Here is a 20,966-nt window from a genome sequence, read left to right as displayed (position 1 = left end):
TTAACGAAACAGACGGCAGTCCGTATGAGCCGCCCGGAATCCGTGACCCTGCGCCACGCGCCGCCCGCGCCTCAGTGCAGGTGCGTGCGCGGGCCAGTGCCTCGCCTGCTGCGTGATGCCTCCGGCACGGAACCTTCTTCAGGGGTCATGTTTACCCGCGCTCGCGTTCGCGGAGCACGAGTTGAATCAGGGCCAGCAGGACCAGTTCGTCGTCCTGTCCGGGGCGGGGCTGGAGTTCCTGCACGGTGAAGCGGCGTGACAGGAAGCTGCGTTTCTTGTGCACGCGGTACGCGGGTTGCCCGCCCGCGTCGGTGACGGTGTACGTGGGGTTCACGAGGTAATCGAAGCCCATGGCGATCAGGTCCCCGATGAACGGCACGGCTCCGATGGCGCCCTCGACGACGCTCAGCCAGGGTTGGTCGTCGCGGATGGTGAAGCGGTTTTCCTGCTCCGGGCCGAGCACGTCGTACGCGGCGCCCCACAGGGTGCGCAGGCCCTGTGCCTGGAGGGCGCCGACGGGGCTGCCGTCCGCGCGGCTGATGAGGCGGCGGGCTTTCCAGTCGAGCGCGCCGGCCATGAATCCCTGGGCTTTCATGGCGTGCGTCTGCACCCGGCGGTTTTCGTCGCTGTAGACGCGGACCTCGTCGCGGACGCTGAAGGTCTTCTCCTTGACGAGTGCGGCGAGGGCGCCGCTCGCGTCCGTGACGCGCAGTTCGGTGAACAGGCTGAACTTGAATTCCAGCGTCAGGGGAAAGGTGAGCTTCACGCTGTCCCTTACGGGGTCAGGGGTCGGTGGGTTCCCACAGGTCCAGGCGGGTGCCGGGCGTGATGCCGGCGGCCTGCGCCCAGGTGTGGGCAGGCTGGGCCTTGCGGGCCTCGGGTTGCACGGTGCGGATCAGGACGGCTCCCTCCTGCGCGGCGACGGTCAGGCCGGCATCGGTGACGCTCAGGACCTCGCCGGGCTGGCCGCTGCCTTCCGTGACGCTGAGGCCCGCGAGTTTCAGGCGCGCGCCGTTCAGGAAGGCAGTCGTCTGCGGCCACGCGGCCACGCCCCGGTGGCGGTTCACGATCTGCGCGGCCGTGTCGGCCCAGCGGACGAAGCCGTCCTCCTTGGTCAGCATGGGGGCGTGCGTGGCCAGAGACTCGTCCTGCGCGGTGGGCAGCAGACCGTCCAGGGTGGACAGGGCCTGCACGATCAGCCGGGCCGCCTGCGCGCTCAGGGCGTCTGCCAGTTCGTGCGCGGTCCATTCCGGCGCAATGGGCAGCGGCTCTTGCAGCAGCACGGGGCCGGTGTCCATGCCCTCGTCGGTCTGCATGATGGTTGTGCCCGTGACCGCCTCGCCCTGGATCAGCGCCCACTGGATCGGCGCGGCCCCCCGGTAGGCGGGCAGCAGGCTGGTGTGCGTGTTCAGGAACCCGTAACGGGGCACGCCTAGCACGCTGGCGGGCAGGATCTTGCCGTACGCGCAGGTGACGGCCACGTCCACGCCGCAGTCCCGCAGGGTGGCCTCGAAGTCCGGGTTGCGGCGCAGGCGGGCAGGCTGCGCGAGCGGCAGGCCCAGCTCGGCGGCGCGGGCCGCGACGGGCGGCGGCGTGAGCTTCAGGCCGCGCCCCACCGGTTTATCCGGCTGCGCGACGACCAGCACCACCTCGAATGCCCCGCGGATCGCTTCCAGCACCGGCAGGGCGAAGGCGGGCGACCCGAAGAACGCCACCCGCAGCGGGCGGGCACTCATGAACGCTCGGCGCGGCGGCGCTGCTCGTGCGCGGCCAGGTCGTTCAGTAGCGCGCGTGATTTCTGCTGAATGGCCAGCAGTTCCTTGCGGTAATCCTCGGTCACCTCGGCCGGCAGGCGGTCCAGGAACATCACGCCGTCCAGGTGGTCGGTCTCATGCTGGAAGACCCGCGCGAGGTAATCGTCGGCCTCCAGCGTGCGGGCCACGCCGTCCAGGTCGGTATACGAGACCTGCACGGCGCGGGCGCGCGGCACGCCCTCCTCGTAGATGCCGGGAATGCTGAGGCAGCCCTCCTGGTAAGAGCGGTCCTTTTTCTTGTTGATGACCTTCAGGACCGGGTTGAGCATCACGTAGTCACGCAGCACCCGCGAGCGCAGGTTGTCGTCGCCGCCCTCGTTCTCTTCCTCGTCGTCCTCGTACTCCACGGCCACGAACATCCGCACGGGCAGCCCGATCTGCGGGGCGGCCAGTCCGACGCCGCGCGCCTCGAACATCGTTTCGAGCATGGTGTCGGCCACCTGCCGCACCGTCTGCGGATCGAAACCCGGCACGGTCAGGGTGTCGGTGGCCAGCAGGGGTTTGGCTTTGCGGCGCAGCACCGGGTCGCCGTACAGGCGCAGCGGGTACACGCGGGGAGAATCGAGGTGCGTCACAATGCTCTGTTTTACCAGACGGGCAGCCGCACTACCCTGCCTGCGCTCTCAGTCCGCTCTGGAACGGGCGCGGTCTGGGCGTCGGCGTGGCCTTCAGTTGCGGGCTGGATGCGCCGAGCATGAAAGGCCCCTCACGCAATCCTGCACCCTGGCATCAGGTAAGCGTGGTTACAATGACCGTCAGTCAGTTGATCGCATACCGCTCACTCTGCGCGGCCAGCGCCGCCCACCCGGCCCTGCCAGCGCCGCGCCCCACAAGGAGACCCATGCACCGCACCCCCCTGACCTGCTTTTCCATCACGCTGGCCCTGACCGCCGCCCTGCTCGGCCACGCCAGCGCCCAGACCGCACCCGCACAGCCCGCACCTGCTCCCGCGCCCACCAGCCTGCTCACGCAGGGTCAGGGCGCCGCGCAGGCCGCCGCCGAGGCCCGCGACCTGATCCTCAAGGCCCGCAGCGCCTACCCCGCCGGCAGCGCCAACATCGACCAGACCCTCTGGAAACAGGCGGCCGCCGCTGCCGAAACGGCCGTGAGCGCCGCGCCCGGCAACCCGGACTACCTGAAACTGCGCGCGCAGATCTACACCGAAGTCGGCTTCTGGCGGCAGGCGGAACTCGCCTGGAACGCGTACTTCCGCGCCGCGCCGGGTGCGGGCACCCCTGAATCGCAGCAGGCGGCCGCCGTGCAGTACAACCTCGGGTACGCCGCGTACACCCGCAACATGCCGGATCAGGCCGCCGCGTTCTTCAGCACCTGCCTGCAACTCGACGCCGCAAACGTCCCCTGCGCCACCTGGGCCGCCCGCACCGCGCTGGAAGCCGGGAACTACACCCAGGCGCAGACGCTGTACGCCCGCGCCCTGACCCTGAACCCCGCCGACAAGACGCTGGCATACTTCCAGGGTCTCGCGCAGAGCGCCGGACGCTACGGCCCCGCCGCCACCCGCGCCTTCAGCCGCGCCTACGGCGACCGCGAGGCCGGACGCAAGACGCAGGCCCTCGCCGGATTCCAGGAGGCCGCCCGCAGCGCCCCCAACTTCACCGAGGCGCAGCGCGAGGCCGGACGGCTGGCCCTGGAACTCGGGAACACCCAGGCCGCGCTGGACGCCTACACGGCCCTGAACGCCCTGCCCGGCCCTACCGCCGCCGACAGATTCAATCTCGCGCTGGCCACCGAAGCCCAGCAGTACGGCCTGGGCGCCGTGCAGACCTACCGCGCCGCGTACCAGAAGTACACGGCCGGTGAGAAAGCGGCCGCCGAGACCGGCTTCCAGGCGGCCACGCAGCAGAGCCCCACCTACGCCAAGGCCTGGGCGTGGCTGGGCCGCGTACGCTACGAAGCGAAGAACTACGCCGCCGCCGCCGAGGCGTACGCGCAGGCCGTGACCCTCGACCCCACCGACAGGAGCAGCGCCTACTACCTGAAACTCTCCCAGCAGGGCAAGTAACCCTGGCGACCTGAACCACAAGATGGGCGGTCCTGTTGATCACGGGGCCGCCCATCACCCATTACCTATCTGGCAGCGGTACGTGGTCCCCTGCCAGTCGAACTTCAGGCCGAACAGTTTCCAGGTGCCCAGCAGGCCCGCCAGCGTGACCCGCCCCAGCGGCTGCCCCTGCGTGATGTAGCGGGCGAACAGGCCGCGTACCTGCGGGACGTTCTGCCCGGCCTGCAACAGCGTGTGCGCGGCGTCGTTCGTGTCGAGGTTCACCACGCGGTAGTACAGCGGCCCGCTGGCCTGCAGGGTCAGGGATGCCCGCAGGTCCGGCCGTCCCGCCGCCTGACAGACCAGCCACTGAACCCTCAATGGCCCTTCGGAGTGGGAGCGGGCGACCTCCGCGTTCGGCAGGAGCGGGCCACCCCGGGCCACGCCGGAACCGGGCAGCGCCAGAACGAGCAGCGCCGCGCCCAGCCGTCCAGTCGCCAGCCGTCCAGCCGCCAGTAACGCCACGTTCAGTCCCGCCGTCCCCTTCATGCCCCACCATACGCCGGCCGGGTGAACCCATGACCGGCCGCGCGCTACGCTGCCCCCCATGAGCGACCCTGCCCCCCGCCCCCGGATTCTCGTGGCGAACGACGACGGCATCTTCAGCCCCGGCATCAAGGCCCTGGCCCAGGCCATGAGCACCTTCGCGGACGTGATCGTCAGCGCGCCCGACGTGGAACAGAGCGCCGTCGGGCACGGCATCACCATCCGCCGCCCCCTGCGCTTCAAGCACACCGCCAGCGCCGGCTTCGGCGACATTCCCGCGTACCGCGTGGACGGCACGCCCGCCGACTGCGTCGTCCTGGGCGTGCACCTGACCGGCCAGCCAGACCTCGTGGTCAGCGGCATCAACCTCGGCCCGAACCTCGGAGACGACCTGACGCACAGCGGCACCGTCGCCGCCGCCATCGAAGGCATGAGCCTCGGCGTGCCCGCCATCGCCTTCAGCCAGCAGGCCACCCCCGCCGGCGAGTACGACTTCGCCCCCGGCGCCGCCTACGCCGCCCGCCTCGCCCGGGAAGTCCTGGCGCGCGGCCTGCCCCCACGCACCCTGCTGAACGTCAACTTCCCCGCCCTGCCCCCACGCGGCGTGCGCGTCACCCGCGTCGGCGAGCACCGCTGGGAAGACCGCATCGTCACCCGCCACGACCCCGAAGGCCGCGAATACCACTGGGTCGCCGGGACCAGCACCGCCAGCGACGCCCACGACGACCACACCGACTACGGCGCCGTGCACGCCGGGCACATCAGCGTCACGCCCGTCCGCATCGACCTGACCGCCCGCGACCTGCTCGGCAACCTCGCCGGGTACGTCCCGCAGCTGTAACAGCAGATGACGGAAAAGAGGGGGGCGTGAGCTTTGGCCCACGTCCCCCCTTCAACGAATCAAGATGCCGATCAGGGCTGCACCACCTTGACCTGCGCCGCCGGAACCGGCGTCAGTACTGGGTGCTGGAGGTTTGCGATGTTCACGCGGTAGATCACGGCCGCCTTCACGCCCCACGCGGTCGCCTGATCCAGTTCCTCCTGCGAGTTCACCAGCCGGACGTTCAGATCTACCTCGTCCGTGAAGGCGATCCGGCCGTTCTGCCGGGCGCGCACCCACAGCGTTTCCGGCGCGTCCATGCTCCGCCGGTCCGCGTTGATCCGCAGGATGTTCTGCACCACGGCGAACACCTCCCCGTCCTTGCCCGGCACGGTCAGCTGCGGGGCGGCAGGATCGGCGGGCTGGCGGGTGCTCTGCGGGAGGACATTCACGGGAATGGGCAGAGAGGTGTCCGTCCGGCGCGCCCCTGTCAGTCCGTTGGCAATGAGATCTACCGTCCGGACCGGTGCCTGCGCGGTCCCGATGGGAATGCGGGCTGCGCCGATCGTCAGGACCGGGTTGGTCAGGCCCGTGAAGCTGAACGGTTGTGAGGTCACGGAGGTCAGGAAAGTCGTCAGGAACATGCTGGGCAGGTACTGCTGGCCGTTCATCGTTTCGATCTGGAAGGAGACCTGCGGGACGGTCCCGGTGACACCACCGTTCAGCGTGAGGACGCGAGGGCCTGCATAGGCGTTCACTGGAACCCGCGCCGCCTTCAGGGCCGCCAGCAGGTCCGTCACGTTCAGAAGTGGGCCGAACACCGCGAAGGCCCCGGTCCGGCACTGCTCACGCAGGCCCTCTACGCCGCCTGCCTGCTCCAGCAGCCGCTGCGCGACAGGATTCTGACCGGCGGTGGTCTGCCCCGTCCTGAGGGCACAGGTCTGCGGGTCCGTATCCTGCGGTAAAAAAGTCGACTGCACGGCGCTGACCTGCGCCACGGCCTGCAAGCTCAGCAGTCCGGCGACGCCCAGCAGGAGGGTGGCGCGGATGGCGGCGGGTGCGGTGTGGACGCGGTTCAGGTCACGGGCGATGGCGTGGGGGTTGCCCAGGTCGCGCAGCGCGGCCCGTTCGGCATCGGCGTTGGTGAGGCCGCAGAGCTGGTGGCGGTAGATCTTGTCCTCGATGGCGCCGCGCAGTTCCAGGGCCGCGTCGCGTTTTTTCGTGCCCCACAGGCCGCGTGTGGCGTGGCGGATGAACTGGTCGCGGGTCATGTCGGGCCGCCGATGACGCCGCGGACGGCGCGGGTGAAGCGTTCGTATTTTTCGCGCTGGGCTTGCAGTTCGGTGGTACCGGTGGGGGTGAGGGTGTAGACCTTGACGGGGCTGCCGCCGCGCGGGAGGACCTGGAATTCGCCGCGGATGAAGTTCTGTTTTTCGAGGCGGTGCAGGGCGGGGTAGAGGGTGCCTTCGCGCAGGGCGAAGTGGCCGTCGGTGGCGGCCTGCACGTCGGCGATGATCTGGCCGCCGTAGCGGGGGCCTGTTTCCAGGGTGGCGAGGAGGAGGAGGTCGAGGTGGCCTTTGAGCTGCTGGGCGTCCATGGGGCTCCTTCCGGGGTCACGCGCGGTGACCTCGCTTGGCGATGCTGGTGTTAGAGGCATCGTAAAGCGAGGGGCATCGGAATGCAAGGGCCTGTGTGGTCAGCGGCTGGCCTGCACCTGAAACACCCAGGCGCGCACGCCGTCCGGGACCGGCAGGGGAGGGGGTAGGTCCGCCCAGCGGCTCGCGACCAGCGTCAGCTCCGGCTGCGCGGCCGAGAGCAGCACCTCCGCGCCCAGGAACCCGGCGCGATCGGGCAGCCCCCCCAGGAAGGCGTGCAGTGCGGCGCGGGCGGCCTCGCCCTTCCCCTCGGCGTAGTGGACGCAGGCAGCCGGAACGCGGTCCTGGGCGGGCATCAGTACAGGCTCAGGGGATCGCGGGGATCCCAGCGCAGGTACGTGCCGAAATGCAGGTGCGGCCCCGTGCTGCGCCCCGTATTCCCGACCCGCCCGACCGGCTGGCCGCGAACGACCAGTTCGCCCTTCTGCACGAGGTTGGCACTCAGGTGCGCGTAGCGGGTGATCCAGCCGTCCGGGTGTTCCAGCACGACCGTCCAGCCCCAGCCCCGGTCGAAGTCCGGGCGGGATTCCAGCACGCGGCCCGAACGGGCGGCGCGGACCGGGGTGCCGACCGGCGCGACGATATCCACCCCCCAGTGGTCCTCGCGCACGCCGCCCAGCACGCGCGGCCCGTAGCCGCTGCTGACGCCGTGGTGGCCCGAGACTGGCCACAGCCACCCGCCGGAACGGCCGGACGAACTGGCCGTGCGGACGGTCGCGGTACTCCGGGCGGCCGGGGCCGCCGCAGCAGAGGCCGACGAGGAGGTGCGGGCCGGGATGTTCAGGCGCGCCCCGGTCCACACCGCCTTCCCGTTGCGGTAGGCGGGGTTGGCGTTCAGCAGGGCGCCCAGGCTCAGGCCGTAGCGGGCCGCGATCACGGACAGGTTCTCACCGTTTTTCACGGTGTGCGTCCGGGCGGGCAGGGTCCGGTCCGGCAGGGTCAGCACCCACCCGGCCTGCACCTGATCCGTGCCGCGCAGGCGGGCGTTCACCGCGCGGATCTGCGCCGCGCTGACCCCGGCGCGCGCCGCGATGCCGCCCAGAGTGTCGCCCGGCTGCACCCGGTACGACGTGACGGCCTGCGCCGACACGCCCAGGCACAGGAGCAGGGCCGCGCCCCGCAGGAACCGCTGGACAGACTGCCGTTCGTTCACGCCGCGCAGCATACCCGCTCCCGCCTGACGGAACCTGATACGGACTCCGGTTGAAAGGTTTGCAAAAGCTTTCAACCCGAGCGGAGCGAGCAGGAGAGAAACGGGTTCCGGGCGTGGAGTTGGCAGATCGGTGGTGTTCCGATCTGTCAACGAAACAGACGGAATCCGTATGAGCGGCCCGCCGGGCTGGGCCAGTCCCTCACGCCCCGGTGGCGATCACGTTGCAGGTGCAGCGCGCCAGGCTGGTCACGCGCCCCCGGTCGTCGCGGATCTCGACCGTCCAGACCATCATGCTGCGCCCCCGGTACGCCAGGGTCGCCTCGCCCGTCACCCAGCCGTCCGTCACGCCGCGCACGTGCGTTCCGCTCAGGTCCACGCCGACCGCCACCTGCCGCGCCGGGTCCAGGTTCAACCACGACCCCACGCTGGCCAGTTCCTCGGCCAGGGCGAGGTTCGCGCCGCCATGCAGTCGCCCGGCCGGCTGGCGGTTCCCCTCGACCGGCATCCGGGCCACCAGCCGCTCGCGGCCCACCTGCACGAACTCGATGCCCAGCCGAGCGCCCAGCGTGCCCTGAAGGGCGTTCATGCGGCCCGCCAGCGCCTCGGGCGTCAGCGTGTCGAGTTCATGCGCGGTGGGGAACAGCAGGTCCGGGTGCAGCGTCATGCCCCGATGCTACCGCCCCCGTGTGCGCCGGGGGATCAGTCCTGCCGGTGGGCCATCGTGCGACCCACGCCTAGCCCGTGCCGGTACACCAGTTCGCCACCCAGGAACCCGCCGGCGACCGCCACACCCAGCGCCGCGCCCGACAGCGCCTTGCCCAGGCCGCGCCGACCACGCCGCCGCGCCAGCAGTGACCCCACGTTCAGCACGAACGCCGCCTCGTTCAGCGTCCCGTGAATCAGGCCGGTGCGCCGCGCCTCGCCGCGCGTGTTCGACCAGTCGGCCCAGCCGGTCGCGATGGTCCCCACCGCGCCCAGCGTGCCCAGCAGCAGCGCCCGGTCCGCCGCCGCGTCGTTCGTGCCCGGCGACGGCGTGGGCAGGTGATCCAGCGCCGCCGCGATCACCCAACCGCCCAGCGGCAGGTGCACCAGAATCGGGTGCAGCGGATGCCCCAGCCACTCGCCGTGCAGGGCGTCCATCACGCCGCCGGGCAGGGTCGCCTCCGCGCCGCGCAGCAGCGTCTGGAGCGTGTCGGCCACGCCCTCCAGCGCGTCGTGGTCACTGACGGCGTCCTCCATGACGTGGGCGGGTGGCCGGGTCCGATTCAGGTTCAGCATGTAGACCTCCTGTGAGGCCCTCACCGTAGGCCGCCCCACCCCCCGGCGCGTGCGAGGCGACTTCAGGTTCGTTCATGCGCACCCGGCCCAGGCTTCAGTCCGGGATCAGGTCCGCCGGGTCCGGCGTCAGGCACGCCTCCCACGCCGCCCCGAACTCCGCGCGGTCCAGGCCGCGCCCGATCACCACCAGTTCGGAGGTGCCGTCCCCGGCGTCCCAGGCGTCCGCCGTGAACAGGTCCCGCACCGCCTGAAACAGAATCCGCTGCGGGTACCCGAACAGATCCAGGAACCCCTTGGCGCGCAGCACCTCCGCCGGGCGGGACAGCAGGTAATCCGTCATGAACCGCTGCCACGCGTACGGGTCCAGCGGCCGGTCGGCGCGCAACGTGAACGAGGTCAGGCCCGGCGTGTGCGCCGCGCGGGCGTCCACGCCGTCCAGCACGCGCGGGTCGAAGTCGTCGCGGGCCAGCAGGGCGTCCGCGTCCACCTGACCCCGCTCGACCCGCCGGATGTCCGCCAGCGGATTCACGCCGCGCAGCACACCCTGCGCGTGATCCAGCAGCGCCGGGTCCGCCTGATCGGTCTTGTTCAGCACGACCACGTTCGCGTACGCCAGCTGCCGCGCCGCCTCCGGATGCTCCCGCAACGTCTGAAGCGCGTGCCGGGCATCCACAACCGCCACCAGCGTCGTCACGCGGAACGCCGCGCGCACCGACCGTTCCAGCAGCGTCGTCAGCACCGGCGTCGGGTCCGCCACGCCCGACAGCTCCACGATCACCGCGTCCGGCTTCTGCTCGCGCATGGCAATCGTCACCAGCGCCCGCAGCAGATCATCCCGCCCCGTGCAGCACAGGCACCCGGCCGTCAGTTCCGTCACGTCATCCTGAAGCCGCTCGATCAGGCTGCCATCCACGCCCTGCGCGCCGAACTCGTTCACGATCACACCCAGCCGGTGCGGCAACGACCGGATCAGGTGATTCACCAGCGTCGTCTTCCCCGCACCCAGAAACCCACCCACCACAATCACCGGAATGCGTTCATCAGGGCGGTCAGCAGAGGTCATAGCGGGGAGGATAGAGCACGCCCGCCTCTCGTCCCGCGCCACCCACCGCAATTCCCGGCGCACTTGAAACTTCCGGCACGGCCGCTGCGTACTTCACCCTGTGAAAACCGCCCTGACCGCCCTGCTGAGTCTGTCCGTCCTGACCGCCCAGTCCGCCCTGGCCCAGACGACCAGAACCGTGTTCATCAACGGTGTCGCTCTTCAGGCCACTCCCGTTCAGAAGGGTGGCCAGACGTACTACCAGTTCAGTGAAACCGACCTGAAACGAGTGGGCGCTATCACCGCCGGGGGCGTCACCCCCAACACCGACGCCATTCGCGGCTGCGTGGGCGACACGCTGTTCAACGGGGTGTACACCGTGCAACTCCTTCAGGTCGGTCTGGATGACGACCGCTTCACCGCGAAACTCAGGGTGTCGAACGCCAGCAAGCAGGAACTGCACAACTTCATGATCTTCGCGCCCGGCGACCTGTACGTCGCGAACGGAGCAGCGAACGCCACGTCAATGCCCAACTACGACGGCCAGTGGATCGACACCCTGCTGCCCGGCACGAACGTCACCCTTCAGGCCTCGACCGGCAGCCAGCCCGCCGGGACGAACTGGACGCGCCTGCTGATCCGCCCGCCTGCCGACGCCATCAAGGAACTCCAGCAGGCCAAGCTGCCCCTGGCCAGGATTTACAACATGGAGTTCGACCTGACCTGCACCAGGAAATAAGTCTGATCACCACACGGGGTTCCTCACCCCAGAAGTGCATGCTGCCGCCCGGATGGTCTGAGTCTCGCCGCGTATCCTCGCCCGTATGCCTGCCCCCTCCCCGTCTGTTCTGCGCCGCCTGTACGGTCTGCTGAGTCCGTACCGCCGCACGGTGGGTCTGGGCCTGCTGCTGCTGACTCTGAGCGTGGCGGCGGAACTGTACCCGCCGCTGGTGTGGATCCGGGTGGTGGATCAGGGCATTCCGGAGCGGGACTGGGTGTTTATCGGGGGGCAGCTGGCGGTACTGGTGGGGGTGTTCGCGGCGCAGCAGTTGCTGTCCGCGTGGCGGGGGCTGCTGCTGGAGCGGGCGGGGCAGGCGTTCACGCGGGACCTGCGCCTGACGCTGTACGGGAAGTTGCAGGGGCAGTCGGCGGCGTACTTCGAGGGGCAGCGGACCGGGGATCTGCTGGCCCGCGTGACGGGCGACGTGGACGCGTTGCAGGACGTGCTGGTGCGCGGCACGGACGCCGTGCTGGCCAACGCCCTGCGGCTGGTGGGCGTGATCGGGATTTTCATTGCGTTGCAGCCGCTGCTGGGCGTCCTGACAACCATTCCGATGATCGCGGTGGCGTTCATGCTGCGCCGCTACGCGCGCACCGTGCGGCCCGCGTACCGCGCGGCGCGCTCCCGCCTGGGCGACCTGAGCGCCCTGATCGCCGACCGCCTGAGCGGCATCCGCGTGGTGCAGGGCTTCGCGCGCGAGGACGCCGAGGCCGCCCGCATCGGCGCGCTGGGCGAGGAACTGTACCGGGTGGGCGTGCAGGCCGTCACCATCCGCAACCGCGCGTTCCCACTGGCGCGCTTCGTGGGGAACTTCGGGAACGTGATCATGCTGGGCGGCGGCGCGTGGCTGATCATGGCCGGGCAGTTCACGCTGGGCGGCCTGCTTGCGTACCGGGGGTACGGGCGGTACTTCTACGGCCCCATCGACGACCTCGTGAACATCGGGGACCTGCTCCAGCGGGCCGAGGCGAGCGGGCGGCGGGTGTTCGAGGTGCTCGACGCTCCGGTGCCCGTGCAGGACCGCCCCGGTGCGCGGCCCCTGCCGTTGCCGGTGCGCGGGCAGATCGACTTCGAGAACGTCACCTTCGGGTACGACCCGGCCCGCCCGATCCTGCGCGGCGTGACGCTGCACGTCCCGGCCGGGCAGCGCGTCGCCCTGCTCGGCGAGAGCGGCGCGGGCAAGAGCACCCTGCTGGGCCTCGTGACCCGCACCTTCGACCCGCAGGAAGGAACCGTCCGCATCGACGGGCATGACGTGCGCGACCTGACCCTGACCAGCCTGCGGCGCGGCGCGGTCAGCATGGCGCAGGACACCTTCCTGTTCCACGACACCGTCCTGAACAACGTCACCTACGCCCGCCCCGACGCCACCGAAACCGAGGTCCAGGCGGCCCTGCTCGCCGCGCACGCCCACACCTTCGTCAGTGCCCTGCCGGACAGACTGAACACCGTCGTTGGGGAACGCGGCGTGAAACTCTCCGGCGGGCAACGCCAGCGCCTCTCCATCGCCCGCACCCTCCTGGCCCGGCCCACCCTGCTGCTGCTGGACGAACCCACCAGCGCCGTCGACGCCGAGAGCGAAACGCAGGTGGTGGCCGCCCTGACGGAACTCATGCGCGGCCGCACCGCCCTGATCGTCACGCACCGCCTCAGCCTCGCCCGCACCGCCGACCGCATCATCGTCCTCGCCGGTGGCCAGATCGTCGAGGAGGGCCCTCCGGAACTCCTGCGAAAGCGTGACGGCGCGTATGCCGCGCTGGAACGCGCTTCGGGACTGGTGGAATTGGGTGCAGCGGAAGCCGTGAGCTGACGCTCGTTTACAGCCCCCCCCGTGGATTCACGTCCACTCTGACCCTGGCTTTCCAGGTGCGGGTGTCCAGCACGCGGAGCAGTTCGCCCAGCCGTGCGTCGTTGCGGGCGCGCAGGAACAGGTGGTAGGGGTACACGCCGCGCAGGCGGGCGACGGGGCTGGGGGCGGGGCCGAGGACTTCGTGGGTGGTGGCTCCGGCGCCGTGGAGGGCGTCGGCGAGGTCCTGCGCGGCGGCCTGGGCTTTGTGCTGGTCGCGGGCGCTGATCTCGATCTGGGCGAGGCGGGCGTGGGGGGGGTAGTTCAGGGCGGCGCGGGCGCGTTCCTCGGCGGCGGGGTAGGCGAGGGTGTCGTGGCCTTCGGTCATGACGCGCAGGGCGGGGTGGTCGGCCTGGAAGGTCTGGATGACGGTCATGGGGGCGCGGGTGGGGTGCCATTCGGTCAGCTGGCGCAGCAGGCGGTGGTAGCGTTCGCTGGCGCGGAAGTCGCTGACGTTCAGCCACGTGTCGGCGAGGGTCACGCCGATCAGGGCGAGGTTGGGTGGGGCTTCGTGCGACAGCAGCAGTTGCGTGCCGACGATCACGCCGCTCTGGCCGTCGTACAGGGGGCTCAGGTCGTCCTGGTGGTCCCGGTCGAGCCGGTAGACGGGGAAGCCGGGCAGGAGTTTGCGGACTTCCTGGGTGATCCATTCGGTGCCGGGGCCGCGCGCTTTCCACATGCGGTCGCCGCATTCGTCGCAGCGGTCCGGGACGGGCTGGTGGTAGCCGCACTGGTGGCAGGTGAGTTGCCGGGTGTCCTGGTGAAAGCGCAGCGGCACGTCGCAGTGGCGGCACTGGGGGGTGTGTTCGCAGGTGGGGCAGCGCAGCAGGGCGCTGTACCCGCGCCGGGGGGCGAGCAGCGCGGCCTGCCGTCCGCGTTCCTGCACCTGCCGTAGCACCCGGGCGAGGTCGTGGCTGATGGGGTAGCCCATGTCGGCGGGCGCGAGGTGCGCGCCGGACAGCGGCCCGATCTGGGCCTGTTCGGGCGGGTTGGCGTAATCCACGACGTGCACGCGCGCGCGGGGGGGTGGGAGGACCGCGCCGGGGTGCGGGACGCTCTCGGCGGCGGGCGCGGCCCCCACGAGGGCGAGGGCGGCGTCGTGTGCGGTGGCGAGGCGGGCGGCCACGTCGGGCAGGAAGGCGCGGCTGCCGCTCAGGAGTTTGTGGGCGTCGCTGGCTTCCTCCAGCACGACGATCAGCGCGGGGTCTTGCAGAGGGGCGGTCAGGGCGTGCCCGCTGCCGATGACCAGCCGTGCATGTCCGCTGCGCACGAGCTGCCAGCTGTGCTCGCGTTGCGCCTCGCTCAGCTGCCCGCTGATCTGTGCGGCGTGCGTGCCGCAGGTGCGGGCCAGTCCGCTCAGGTGTTCCCAGGTGCGGCGCAGCGTGGCGGCGTCCGGCGCGAGGACCAGCACGCCGCGTCCCTGGCGCAGCAGGCGGCCGATGCGGGGGGCCAGAGCGGCGGCGCGGCTGGCGGGGCGGCCACCGTGTAGCCTCCAGACGGGCGCTTCGGGCAGCAGATCCGGCCGGTCAGGGTCGGGGGCGGCTGCGGCGGGTTCCGGCAGGGCGGGGGGCGGGGCGGGCACCTGGATGGTATCGGCCCAGCCGCGCAGGGCGAGCGTTCCGGCCTGCGTGCCGCTCAGGGGAATGCCGGCGGCGCTGGCCCCGGCGGCCCACGCGGCATAACCGTCGGCCGGGCCGTGGGTGCGCAGCCACTCCCACGCGGGCGGTGGGGGCGCGGCGACGCTGACGTATTCGGCTGCTCCGGCGTTCAGGGCGGCGGTCACGACCCCGGCGCTGACCCCGGCGCCCCGTGCCCAGGCGCTCAGGGTGTCGCAGGGGCCGTGCTCCCGCAGCCACGCGGCGGCCTGCACCTGTTTAGGTGTCAGCGTCGGCGTAGGGGCGGGCGTGACGGCGCGTAGGACGGTCACCATGCGGCTGGCGTGCGGGACGTGTTCGGGCGTGCGGGCCTCCACCACGCTTTTCAGGCGGGGTTGCGGGGTGAAGCGCTCCTCCAGCAGGCCCTGCTCGCGGATGGCGTCCAGCAGGGCGGGCGCGAAGGCCCCGGCGTCCGTCCAGCGGTCGGTGGGCGAGCGGCGGGCGAAGGCGCTCAGGTCGCTGCCCGGCACGGCGCGGACCATGTGGGCGTACGCGGCCGTCCAGCCCACGCCCAGCAGGTCGCCCCAGATCAGCCCGGCGGGAATGCGGGCATCGTGCGCCCAGCCCTGCACGCCGGTCACGGTCGCGGGCGGCACCCACGGCGCGGCCGGGTCGTCGAGCAGGTGCGCGGCCTCGCGCAGGCGGTGGGCGGCGCGCGGGTCCCCCTCGCCCACCACGAGGCCCACGACCAGCTCACCGCGCCACGGCACCAGCACCCGGCACCCCAGCGGAACCGGCCCGGAAAAGCCGTGCGGCGCGCCGAAATCGTACGGCGGCACCGGCAGGTTCACGGCCACCTGCCACGGGTGCGGGGAGGGAGGGGCGGGCGGCGTCACGTGCCGCAGGCTAGCGCGCCGCGCGCGGCCGCTTCCGTGACCTGCGCCGTCGGCCACCGGTGCCGGACGGCTGGGCAGCCCGGCGGGACGTCCCGGCCGGGCACGCTACCCTCCGGGGGTGACGCTGCCGCCTGCCCGCCCCGCCCCCGCCCCGGTGAACGTCCGCACCGGCCTGCTGCTGGGCGTGACCTCGGCCCTCACGTTCAGCACGCTGGGCGTCTGGGGCAAACTGGCCGGGCAGGTGGGCCTGGACTCCTTCAACGCGCTGGCGTGGCGTTTCGGGCTGGTGGCGCTGCTGCTGCTGCCACTCACCTCGCGCGGGCTGAGCGGCGCGGACCGGCGGCGGATGCTGGGCGTGGGCACGCTGTACACAGCCGCGACCATCTGTTACTTCGGGGCGCTGGGGCGCGTCACGGCTGGCGCGACGGGTCTGCTGCTGTACCTCGCGCCGGCCTTCGTGATCCTGCTGGCGTGGCTGTCGGGGCGCGCGCCACGCCGCACGCAGCTGGGGGCGGTGACGCTCGGCGCGGCCGGGCTGGCGCTGGTGATCGGGTTGCCCGGCCCGGCCGACCGGGACCCGGCGGGCCTGCTGCTGGGCGCGGGGGCGGGCGTGCTGTACGCCGCGTACCTGCTGGCCAGCGAGCGGCTGCTGGCGGGCGTACCGGCGCTGGCCGCCACGGCGCACATGGCGCTGGTGGCGGCGCTGGTGTTCACGGGACTCGCGGCGGGCGGCGGCACCCTGGGCGTGCCGGACACGGCGGCGCAGTGGGGCGTGATCGCGGCCATGGCGCTGCTGCCCACGCTGATCGCCGTGCCCGCCCTGTACGGCGCCGTGCGGCACCTGGGCGCGGCGCGCACCAGTCTGCTGGGCACGCTGGAGCCGCTGTTCACGGTGGCGCTGGCGGGCGCGGTGCTGGGCGAGCAGCCGGGACCGGGCGTGGTACTGGGCGGCGCGCTGATCCTGGCGGGCGCGCTGCTGGCGCAGTGGCCCGCCCGTCCGGCCGCTCCCTGAGCGGCAGCTACCTGATCCACAACCACCCGACGGGCGGGCGGGGAGGGGGGCGGGTCAGTGGTTGTCGCTGAGGGTCACGGTCAGGGGATCGCGGGTGGGTTGCCCGGCCAGCGGGCCGGTGGCCCCCACGATGCTCAGGCCCGGCGTGTCGCCGCTGGTGGCCGGGAGTTGCAGGTGCAGCAGGCGCGTACGGCCCCCCTGCACGCTCAGGACGCTGATCTTCAGTTCCCCGGCGCGCACGCAGCGGGCGTTCATGGGGCAGCGGCTGTCCTGCACGCGCAGCAGCGTCACGGTGCCGCTGCCGAACGCGGCCGTCTGGCCGGGTGTGAGCGAGACCGTGGCGGCCTGCGCGGCGCCCAGGGCAGACGCACCACTGGCGGCGAGAACGAACAGCAGACGGGACAGGATGCGGGTCATGCCGTCACTGTGCCCCGCGAAGCTGAGCGCAGGCTGACCGGACGCCACGGTCTTCCTTCAGGCGCGGTAGGCGTTTTGTCAGGCGCGGCGGCCCTGCGACTGGGGGCTGTGTCAGCCGATCCGGGGTGCGCCGCCGTGGTCGCCGCCCCCGTGGTCTGCGCCGCAGTCGGCCAGGGCGCGGAAGCTGGCGGCCTTGCTGCCCAGGCCCATCTGGTCGTAGCAGCCGGCGAGTTTCAGCGCGAAGAACTCCACGGCGCGGCAGTCCTCGCGGCGCTCAGCGACTTCCAGGCACGTGCGGTAGTGCAGCACGGCGAGGTGGTACTGGGCGCTGCGGGCAGCGTGCTCGGCACGGCAGTGGCTCATGCGGAGGGACACGATGTCGCTCTGGGCGCTGATCACGGCGGTCATAGCTGGCAGTGTAGCCATGACCCACCGTGAATGAATGAAAGATGAATCAGGTTTGACAGTACGAAATGTGCGTCTATAACGTTGTTTTTCGCTGCTGGCGAAATGAGAGGCCGTGATGGTATGCATCACCTGAACAGCCACCCGGAGTGGTCTTGACCACCCGGCAGCCTCGCCGGTCGTTCACCGCACAGACGAAATCAGGATCAGCGCACTCCTGATCAGACGATGCTGGCGCGTACGCCCAGCGTGCTGAGGTTCACGTCCAGCAGGCGCACCTGCAGTTCGGTGTTCAGCGGGGCGGGCGTGCTGGTGGGCAGGTCGAAGGCCAGGTCCGGGATCAGAAGGGTCGCCTGCGGGCCGCGCCGGTCCACGATCACGGCGTCCCACACGCGCTCGGGTTGCGCGGCAATGAAGCGCAGGGTGTGGTGGCGGCGGCTCAGGCGTTCGGCCTGCCGGGTGCCGTCGGCGTTCAGGCCCGCCTGGGCCACGCGCGCGGCGACCTCCTTGCCGCCCAGCGGTTCGCGCCCGGCCAGGTGGGCGCGCAGTTGCTGGTGCACCACGAGGTCCAGGTAGCGGCGCATGGGACTGGTCGCCTGGGTGTACAGGTCCAGGCCCATCCCGGAGTGCGGGCCGGGCGCCGGTTGAAAGCGCGTGCGGGACAGCGTGCGCCGCCGCGCCCACTCGGCGCTCAGGCCGCTGCCGCGCACCTCGCGCTGGGGTGGGTCCTGCGTGGCGAACGGCAGCGGAATGGCGTGATCGTCGGCGTAGATGGCGGCGCCCCAGCCGGCCAGGGTCATGCATTCCTGCACCACGGCCCGCATCTCGGGTTTGGGCAGGGGACTCACGACGGCGCCGTCTGGGCCGGCCTTCACGCGCACCTCGGGCAGGTCGATGCTCAGGGCGCCCTCCTGCGTGCGCAGGTCGCGGCTGGCGCGGGCCAGTCGGGCCAGGGTCACGAAGGGTTCCTGGTTGGCGTCCAGCGCGGCCTGCGCCTGGGTGTAGGTCAGGCGGGTGACGCGCACGGTCGTGAGTTGCACGTCCACGGCGTCGGCGTTGCCGTCCTCGTCAAGGTCCAGGCTGATGCTCAGGGCGGGCGTGGTGTCGTGCAGGCCCAGGCCGGTCTTCTCGACCAGTTCGTCGGGCAGCATGCCGATGGTGCGGTCCGGCAGGTACAGGGTCGCGCCGCGCGCGCGGGCTTCGAGGTCCAGTTCGCTGTCGGCGGGCACCAGGGCGGCCACGTCGGCCACGTGAATCCACAGGCGGGTCAGGCCGCCGCTCAGGGGTTCGATGCCCACGGCGTCGTCCGGGTCGCGGTTGCCCTCGTCGTCGATGGCGTAGGCGTCCAGGTGCGTCAGGTCCAAGCGGGGTTCGTCGGTGAAGTCCGGGACACTCAGCGTGACGGGTTGCGTGGTGGCGCCCAGGCGGTCGGCGTAGGGGGTGCGGCTCTCGTCCCACAGGCCGGCGCGCAGCAGCAGGGCGTGCGCGGCTTCCGGCGTTTCCGTGAGGCCCAGGTCGCGCAGGGCGCGGCTCTTGGCCTGCTTGCCGCGTGCCAGCAGTTCGATTTCCGTGCGCTGCGCGGGGCTGAGGTCGGGGGCGGTGGGAAGGCTCATGGCTCAGAGCATAAAGCAGTGGCGGGCGGGGCACAGGCGAGCACCGGGCTGGGTGGCCGGGCAGGGGAGGCCAGCCGCTTCCTGAATCAGATTGATAAGTCTGATTTTACATCCTCCTACCGTGGTGGCCTGATCAGCCTACTCAGTGAGCGTCCTGGGCCGATTTCCCCGACTATTTGGGCTGAATGCAAAATTAAGATTGACAGATTGGTAAATCCATGTTTCTATATAGCCACAGGAGACGAACATGGATGAACAGCATGGGTCCGAAGATTTCCGTTCGCAGGTTCAGCGTCTGGTGGCCGAAGGCAAACTCACCCCCGAGGAGGCCGCCGGTCTTCTCGAGGACCACGCCCCCACCCCCCCCGATCTCGGCAAGTCCCCCGCTAGCCCCACGCTCCCGGGACGCTTCGGCCCCAGCCCCGGCCCCGACCCCGCCCGTGACCTGACCCTCAGGGTCAGCGGGTACAGCCTGACCGTCCTGCTCGACCCGGCCCTGGCCGCCCCCACCCTGAGTGCCAGCGAGGAAGGGCAACTGACGCTGCGCCACGCCCCCGACGGCTGGCACGTCACCCGCCGACAGTCGCCCGAGAAGAACCTGAACTTCGGTTCGCTGCGCGCCATCCTGACCGTGCCGTTCACGCCCAATTTCGTGCATGCCGGCGTCGAGGGCGGCAACCTGACCCTCCCCACCCTGAGCGGCGACCTGAGCGCCGAGGTCAGCGGCGGCAACCTGACCATGCAGGACGCCCACGCCCTGCACGCCACCGTGAACGGCGGCAACCTGAACGGCGGCACCCTGGGCGGCCCCGCGTACGCCACCGTGAACGGCGGGAACCTCACCCTGGCCGGATCGGTCGCCCTGACCGCCAGCGTGAACGGCGGCAACCTCCGCTGGGCCGGCGTGCTGGGCAGCGGTGACCACCGTGTGGAAGTGAACGCCGGGAACGCCACCCTGCACCTCGGCGCGGGCAGCAGCGTCACCCTGAACGCTGAACTGACCATGGGATCCTTCCGCGCGGACTTCCCCACGCAGCGCAGCGGGTCGTTCCTGACCACCTACCACACCGGCCAGATCGGCGGCGGCGACGCCCACCTGCACTGCCGCGTGACGGCCGGCGGCCTGAAGGTCGTGACCGCATGACCGCTCTGCCCACCCGCCCGGTCCTGACCGTGAAGCGCCCCGCCAGCCGCCCGAATCTCCTGGCCCGCCTGCACGCCCTGCTGGGCGCCGCCCTGCACCCCGACGCGCAGGCCACCCACGACCGGCAGCAGTCCCGCGCCGCCCTGAACGCCGAGGCGCACCGCGCCGCCCTCCTGCGCACCCAGATCACCGGCACCACTCTGACCGGAGGCCGCCCGTGAAAGACAAGATCCGCCGCATCCTGGACCTGATCCGCGCCGGGCGCCTGACCCTGGACGACGCCGCGCCCCTGCTGGCCGCGCTGCACACCCGGCTGGCCCTCCAGATCACCGACCGCGAACTGCTGGCCGCGCTGCTGAACCGCGAGGAACTGACCACCGATCAGATCGCCGAACAGCTGATGTTGCTGCGCGGCGTGCCGGACGCCCCGAACGCCGCGCAGTCGCCCCGGCCGCCCCAGCCGCCCCGTCCGCCCTACCCCCCGCAGCCGCCCCAGCCTCCGCGCCGCCCGCAGGTCGTGATTGGCGGTCAGCGCGTGCGCGGCCTGGAGGACCTCGTGGAACGCTTCGCGGACCGCTTTACCGGAGGAATCGACGAGATGGTCGACCGCATCACGCAGCAGGCCGTCCCGCACGAGCCCGTCCCCCCCGAGCCCCACATGCCCCGCGCCTCGGCCCGCATCCTGCGCATCGAGATCGAGAGCAGCGACGGCGACGAGTACAGCGCGAACCTGCCCGTCAGTCTGGCCGCGCACCTGCCGAAGCTGATCCCACCCCACGGCGTGCGTGCGCTGGAAGCCGCCGGACTGAGCATCGAGGCGCTGCAACTGATCATCGAGGCCGACCCGCCCCCCGGCCCGCTGATCGACTCCGAGGACAGCAGCGGGAACGAGATCCGCATCAGCCTGAAGTGAGACGGACTGCCGTCTGTTTCGTTCTCGCATCCGC

Annotated in this window: 23 protein-coding genes; 8 read left to right on the top strand and 15 right to left on the bottom strand. The window is 71.4% G+C overall.

All coding sequences use genetic code 11. The features are described 5' to 3' along the window. Positions 1-151: 151 nt before the first annotated feature. The 3 genes from M8445_RS04870 to def are packed head-to-tail and all read right to left on the bottom strand — an operon-like array spanning position 152 to position 2,389. The gene (locus tag M8445_RS04870; protein ID WP_273990093.1) at positions 152-766 is read right to left on the bottom strand and encodes an LURP-one-related/scramblase family protein; all 615 of its coding nucleotides are present in this window, start codon (positions 764-766) and stop codon (positions 152-154) included. 16 nt (positions 767-782) lie between these two features. Next, positions 783-1,736, bottom strand: a complete 954-nt coding sequence (fmt, locus tag M8445_RS04865) for a methionyl-tRNA formyltransferase (RefSeq protein ID WP_273990092.1) — start codon at positions 1,734-1,736, stop codon at positions 783-785. Then, positions 1,733-2,389: a peptide deformylase gene (gene def / locus M8445_RS04860; protein WP_273990091.1), complete on the bottom strand. Its 657-nt coding sequence runs from the start codon at positions 2,387-2,389 to the stop codon at positions 1,733-1,735. Before def ends, fmt begins: the two co-directional genes overlap by 4 nt. A 266-nt stretch (positions 2,390-2,655) precedes the next feature. Between def and M8445_RS04855 the strand changes: the two genes are divergently transcribed. Continuing rightward, complete coding sequence (locus M8445_RS04855; RefSeq protein ID WP_273990089.1) at positions 2,656-3,837, top strand: tetratricopeptide repeat protein; 1,182 nt, start codon at positions 2,656-2,658, stop codon at positions 3,835-3,837. A 54-nt stretch (positions 3,838-3,891) separates the two neighbouring features. Here M8445_RS04855 and M8445_RS04850 read toward each other — a convergent pair whose 3' ends face one another. Further along, positions 3,892-4,365, bottom strand: a complete 474-nt coding sequence (locus tag M8445_RS04850) for a hypothetical protein (protein ID WP_273990087.1) — start codon at positions 4,363-4,365, stop codon at positions 3,892-3,894. A gap of 58 nt (positions 4,366-4,423) precedes the next feature. On the opposite strand from M8445_RS04850, the gene surE reads away from it, so the two are divergent. After that, positions 4,424-5,203 carry a 5'/3'-nucleotidase SurE gene (surE, locus tag M8445_RS04845; RefSeq protein ID WP_273990086.1) on the top strand — a complete coding sequence of 260 codons (780 nt, stop codon included), beginning with the start codon at positions 4,424-4,426 and terminating at the stop codon, positions 5,201-5,203. A gap of 71 nt (positions 5,204-5,274) precedes the next feature. On the opposite strand, the gene M8445_RS04840 is transcribed toward surE, so the two are convergent. The 7 genes from M8445_RS04840 to M8445_RS04810 form a co-directional block, all read right to left on the bottom strand. Beyond that, positions 5,275-6,453, bottom strand: coding sequence for a permease prefix domain 1-containing protein (locus M8445_RS04840; protein WP_273990084.1), 1,179 nt, complete (start codon positions 6,451-6,453; stop codon positions 5,275-5,277). Beyond that, on the bottom strand, positions 6,450-6,779 hold the full coding sequence (locus M8445_RS04835) for a PadR family transcriptional regulator (RefSeq protein ID WP_273990082.1): 330 nt from the start codon (positions 6,777-6,779) through the stop codon (positions 6,450-6,452). The genes M8445_RS04840 and M8445_RS04835 overlap by 4 nt, the downstream gene beginning before the upstream one ends. A 99-nt stretch (positions 6,780-6,878) precedes the next feature. Then, positions 6,879-7,133, bottom strand: a complete 255-nt coding sequence (locus tag M8445_RS04830; protein ID WP_273990080.1) for a hypothetical protein — start codon at positions 7,131-7,133, stop codon at positions 6,879-6,881. Beyond that, a complete protein-coding gene (locus M8445_RS04825) occupies positions 7,133-7,990 on the bottom strand; it encodes a LysM peptidoglycan-binding domain-containing M23 family metallopeptidase (RefSeq protein WP_273990079.1) in 858 nt (285 codons plus the stop codon). The genes M8445_RS04830 and M8445_RS04825 overlap by 1 nt, the downstream gene beginning before the upstream one ends. 199 nt (positions 7,991-8,189) lie before the next feature. Continuing rightward, positions 8,190-8,654 carry a PaaI family thioesterase gene (locus M8445_RS04820; RefSeq protein ID WP_273990078.1) on the bottom strand — a complete coding sequence of 155 codons (465 nt, stop codon included), beginning with the start codon at positions 8,652-8,654 and terminating at the stop codon, positions 8,190-8,192. Between the two features lie 35 nt (positions 8,655-8,689). Further along, positions 8,690-9,268, bottom strand: coding sequence for a DUF2231 domain-containing protein (locus M8445_RS04815; RefSeq protein WP_273990075.1), 579 nt, complete (start codon positions 9,266-9,268; stop codon positions 8,690-8,692). Positions 9,269-9,362: 94 nt separating this feature from the next. Continuing rightward, positions 9,363-10,331, bottom strand: coding sequence for a CobW family GTP-binding protein (locus M8445_RS04810; RefSeq protein WP_273990074.1), 969 nt, complete (start codon positions 10,329-10,331; stop codon positions 9,363-9,365). 100 nt (positions 10,332-10,431) lie between these two features. On the opposite strand from M8445_RS04810, the gene M8445_RS04805 reads away from it, so the two are divergent. Both M8445_RS04805 and M8445_RS04800 read left to right on the top strand, forming a co-directional pair. Then, complete coding sequence (locus tag M8445_RS04805) at positions 10,432-11,049, top strand: hypothetical protein (RefSeq protein ID WP_273990073.1); 618 nt, start codon at positions 10,432-10,434, stop codon at positions 11,047-11,049. An 85-nt stretch (positions 11,050-11,134) separates the two neighbouring features. After that, positions 11,135-12,901, top strand: coding sequence for an ABC transporter ATP-binding protein (locus M8445_RS04800; protein WP_273990072.1), 1,767 nt, complete (start codon positions 11,135-11,137; stop codon positions 12,899-12,901). A gap of 7 nt (positions 12,902-12,908) precedes the next feature. On the opposite strand, the gene priA is transcribed toward M8445_RS04800, so the two are convergent. After that, entirely contained in the window at positions 12,909-15,428 is a 2,520-nt protein-coding gene (priA, locus tag M8445_RS04795; RefSeq protein ID WP_273990071.1) for a replication restart helicase PriA, read from the bottom strand. Between the two features lie 118 nt (positions 15,429-15,546). Here priA and M8445_RS04790 point away from each other — a divergent pair, with 118 nt between their 5' ends. After that, positions 15,547-16,440, top strand: a complete 894-nt coding sequence (locus M8445_RS04790; protein ID WP_273990069.1) for a DMT family transporter — start codon at positions 15,547-15,549, stop codon at positions 16,438-16,440. Between the two features lie 54 nt (positions 16,441-16,494). On the opposite strand, the gene M8445_RS04785 is transcribed toward M8445_RS04790, so the two are convergent. From M8445_RS04785 to M8445_RS04775, 3 genes are all read right to left on the bottom strand, one after another. Further along, positions 16,495-16,857: a hypothetical protein gene (locus tag M8445_RS04785; protein ID WP_273990068.1), complete on the bottom strand. Its 363-nt coding sequence runs from the start codon at positions 16,855-16,857 to the stop codon at positions 16,495-16,497. A gap of 111 nt (positions 16,858-16,968) precedes the next feature. Next, positions 16,969-17,265 carry a hypothetical protein gene (locus tag M8445_RS04780; RefSeq protein WP_221592057.1) on the bottom strand — a complete coding sequence of 99 codons (297 nt, stop codon included), beginning with the start codon at positions 17,263-17,265 and terminating at the stop codon, positions 16,969-16,971. Between the two features lie 218 nt (positions 17,266-17,483). Next, positions 17,484-18,875, bottom strand: coding sequence for an RNB domain-containing ribonuclease (locus M8445_RS04775; RefSeq protein ID WP_273990067.1), 1,392 nt, complete (start codon positions 18,873-18,875; stop codon positions 17,484-17,486). 247 nt (positions 18,876-19,122) lie between these two features. Here M8445_RS04775 and M8445_RS04770 point away from each other — a divergent pair, with 247 nt between their 5' ends. From M8445_RS04770 to M8445_RS04760, 3 genes are read left to right on the top strand one after another with little or no spacing between them, the layout of a single operon-like run. Then, the gene (locus M8445_RS04770; protein WP_273990064.1) at positions 19,123-20,019 is read left to right on the top strand and encodes a DUF4097 family beta strand repeat-containing protein; all 897 of its coding nucleotides are present in this window, start codon (positions 19,123-19,125) and stop codon (positions 20,017-20,019) included. After that, positions 20,016-20,240, top strand: coding sequence for a hypothetical protein (locus tag M8445_RS04765; protein WP_273990063.1), 225 nt, complete (start codon positions 20,016-20,018; stop codon positions 20,238-20,240). Before M8445_RS04770 ends, M8445_RS04765 begins: the two co-directional genes overlap by 4 nt. Beyond that, positions 20,237-20,932 carry an SHOCT-like domain-containing protein gene (locus tag M8445_RS04760; RefSeq protein ID WP_273990061.1) on the top strand — a complete coding sequence of 232 codons (696 nt, stop codon included), beginning with the start codon at positions 20,237-20,239 and terminating at the stop codon, positions 20,930-20,932. The genes M8445_RS04765 and M8445_RS04760 overlap by 4 nt, the downstream gene beginning before the upstream one ends. The last annotated feature ends 34 nt before the right edge of the window (positions 20,933-20,966 follow it).

This window comes from Deinococcus aquaticus (assembly GCF_028622095.1).
Classification (GTDB): domain Bacteria; phylum Deinococcota; class Deinococci; order Deinococcales; family Deinococcaceae; genus Deinococcus; species Deinococcus aquaticus.
This window is presented reverse-complemented; position numbering and strand designations above follow the sequence as displayed.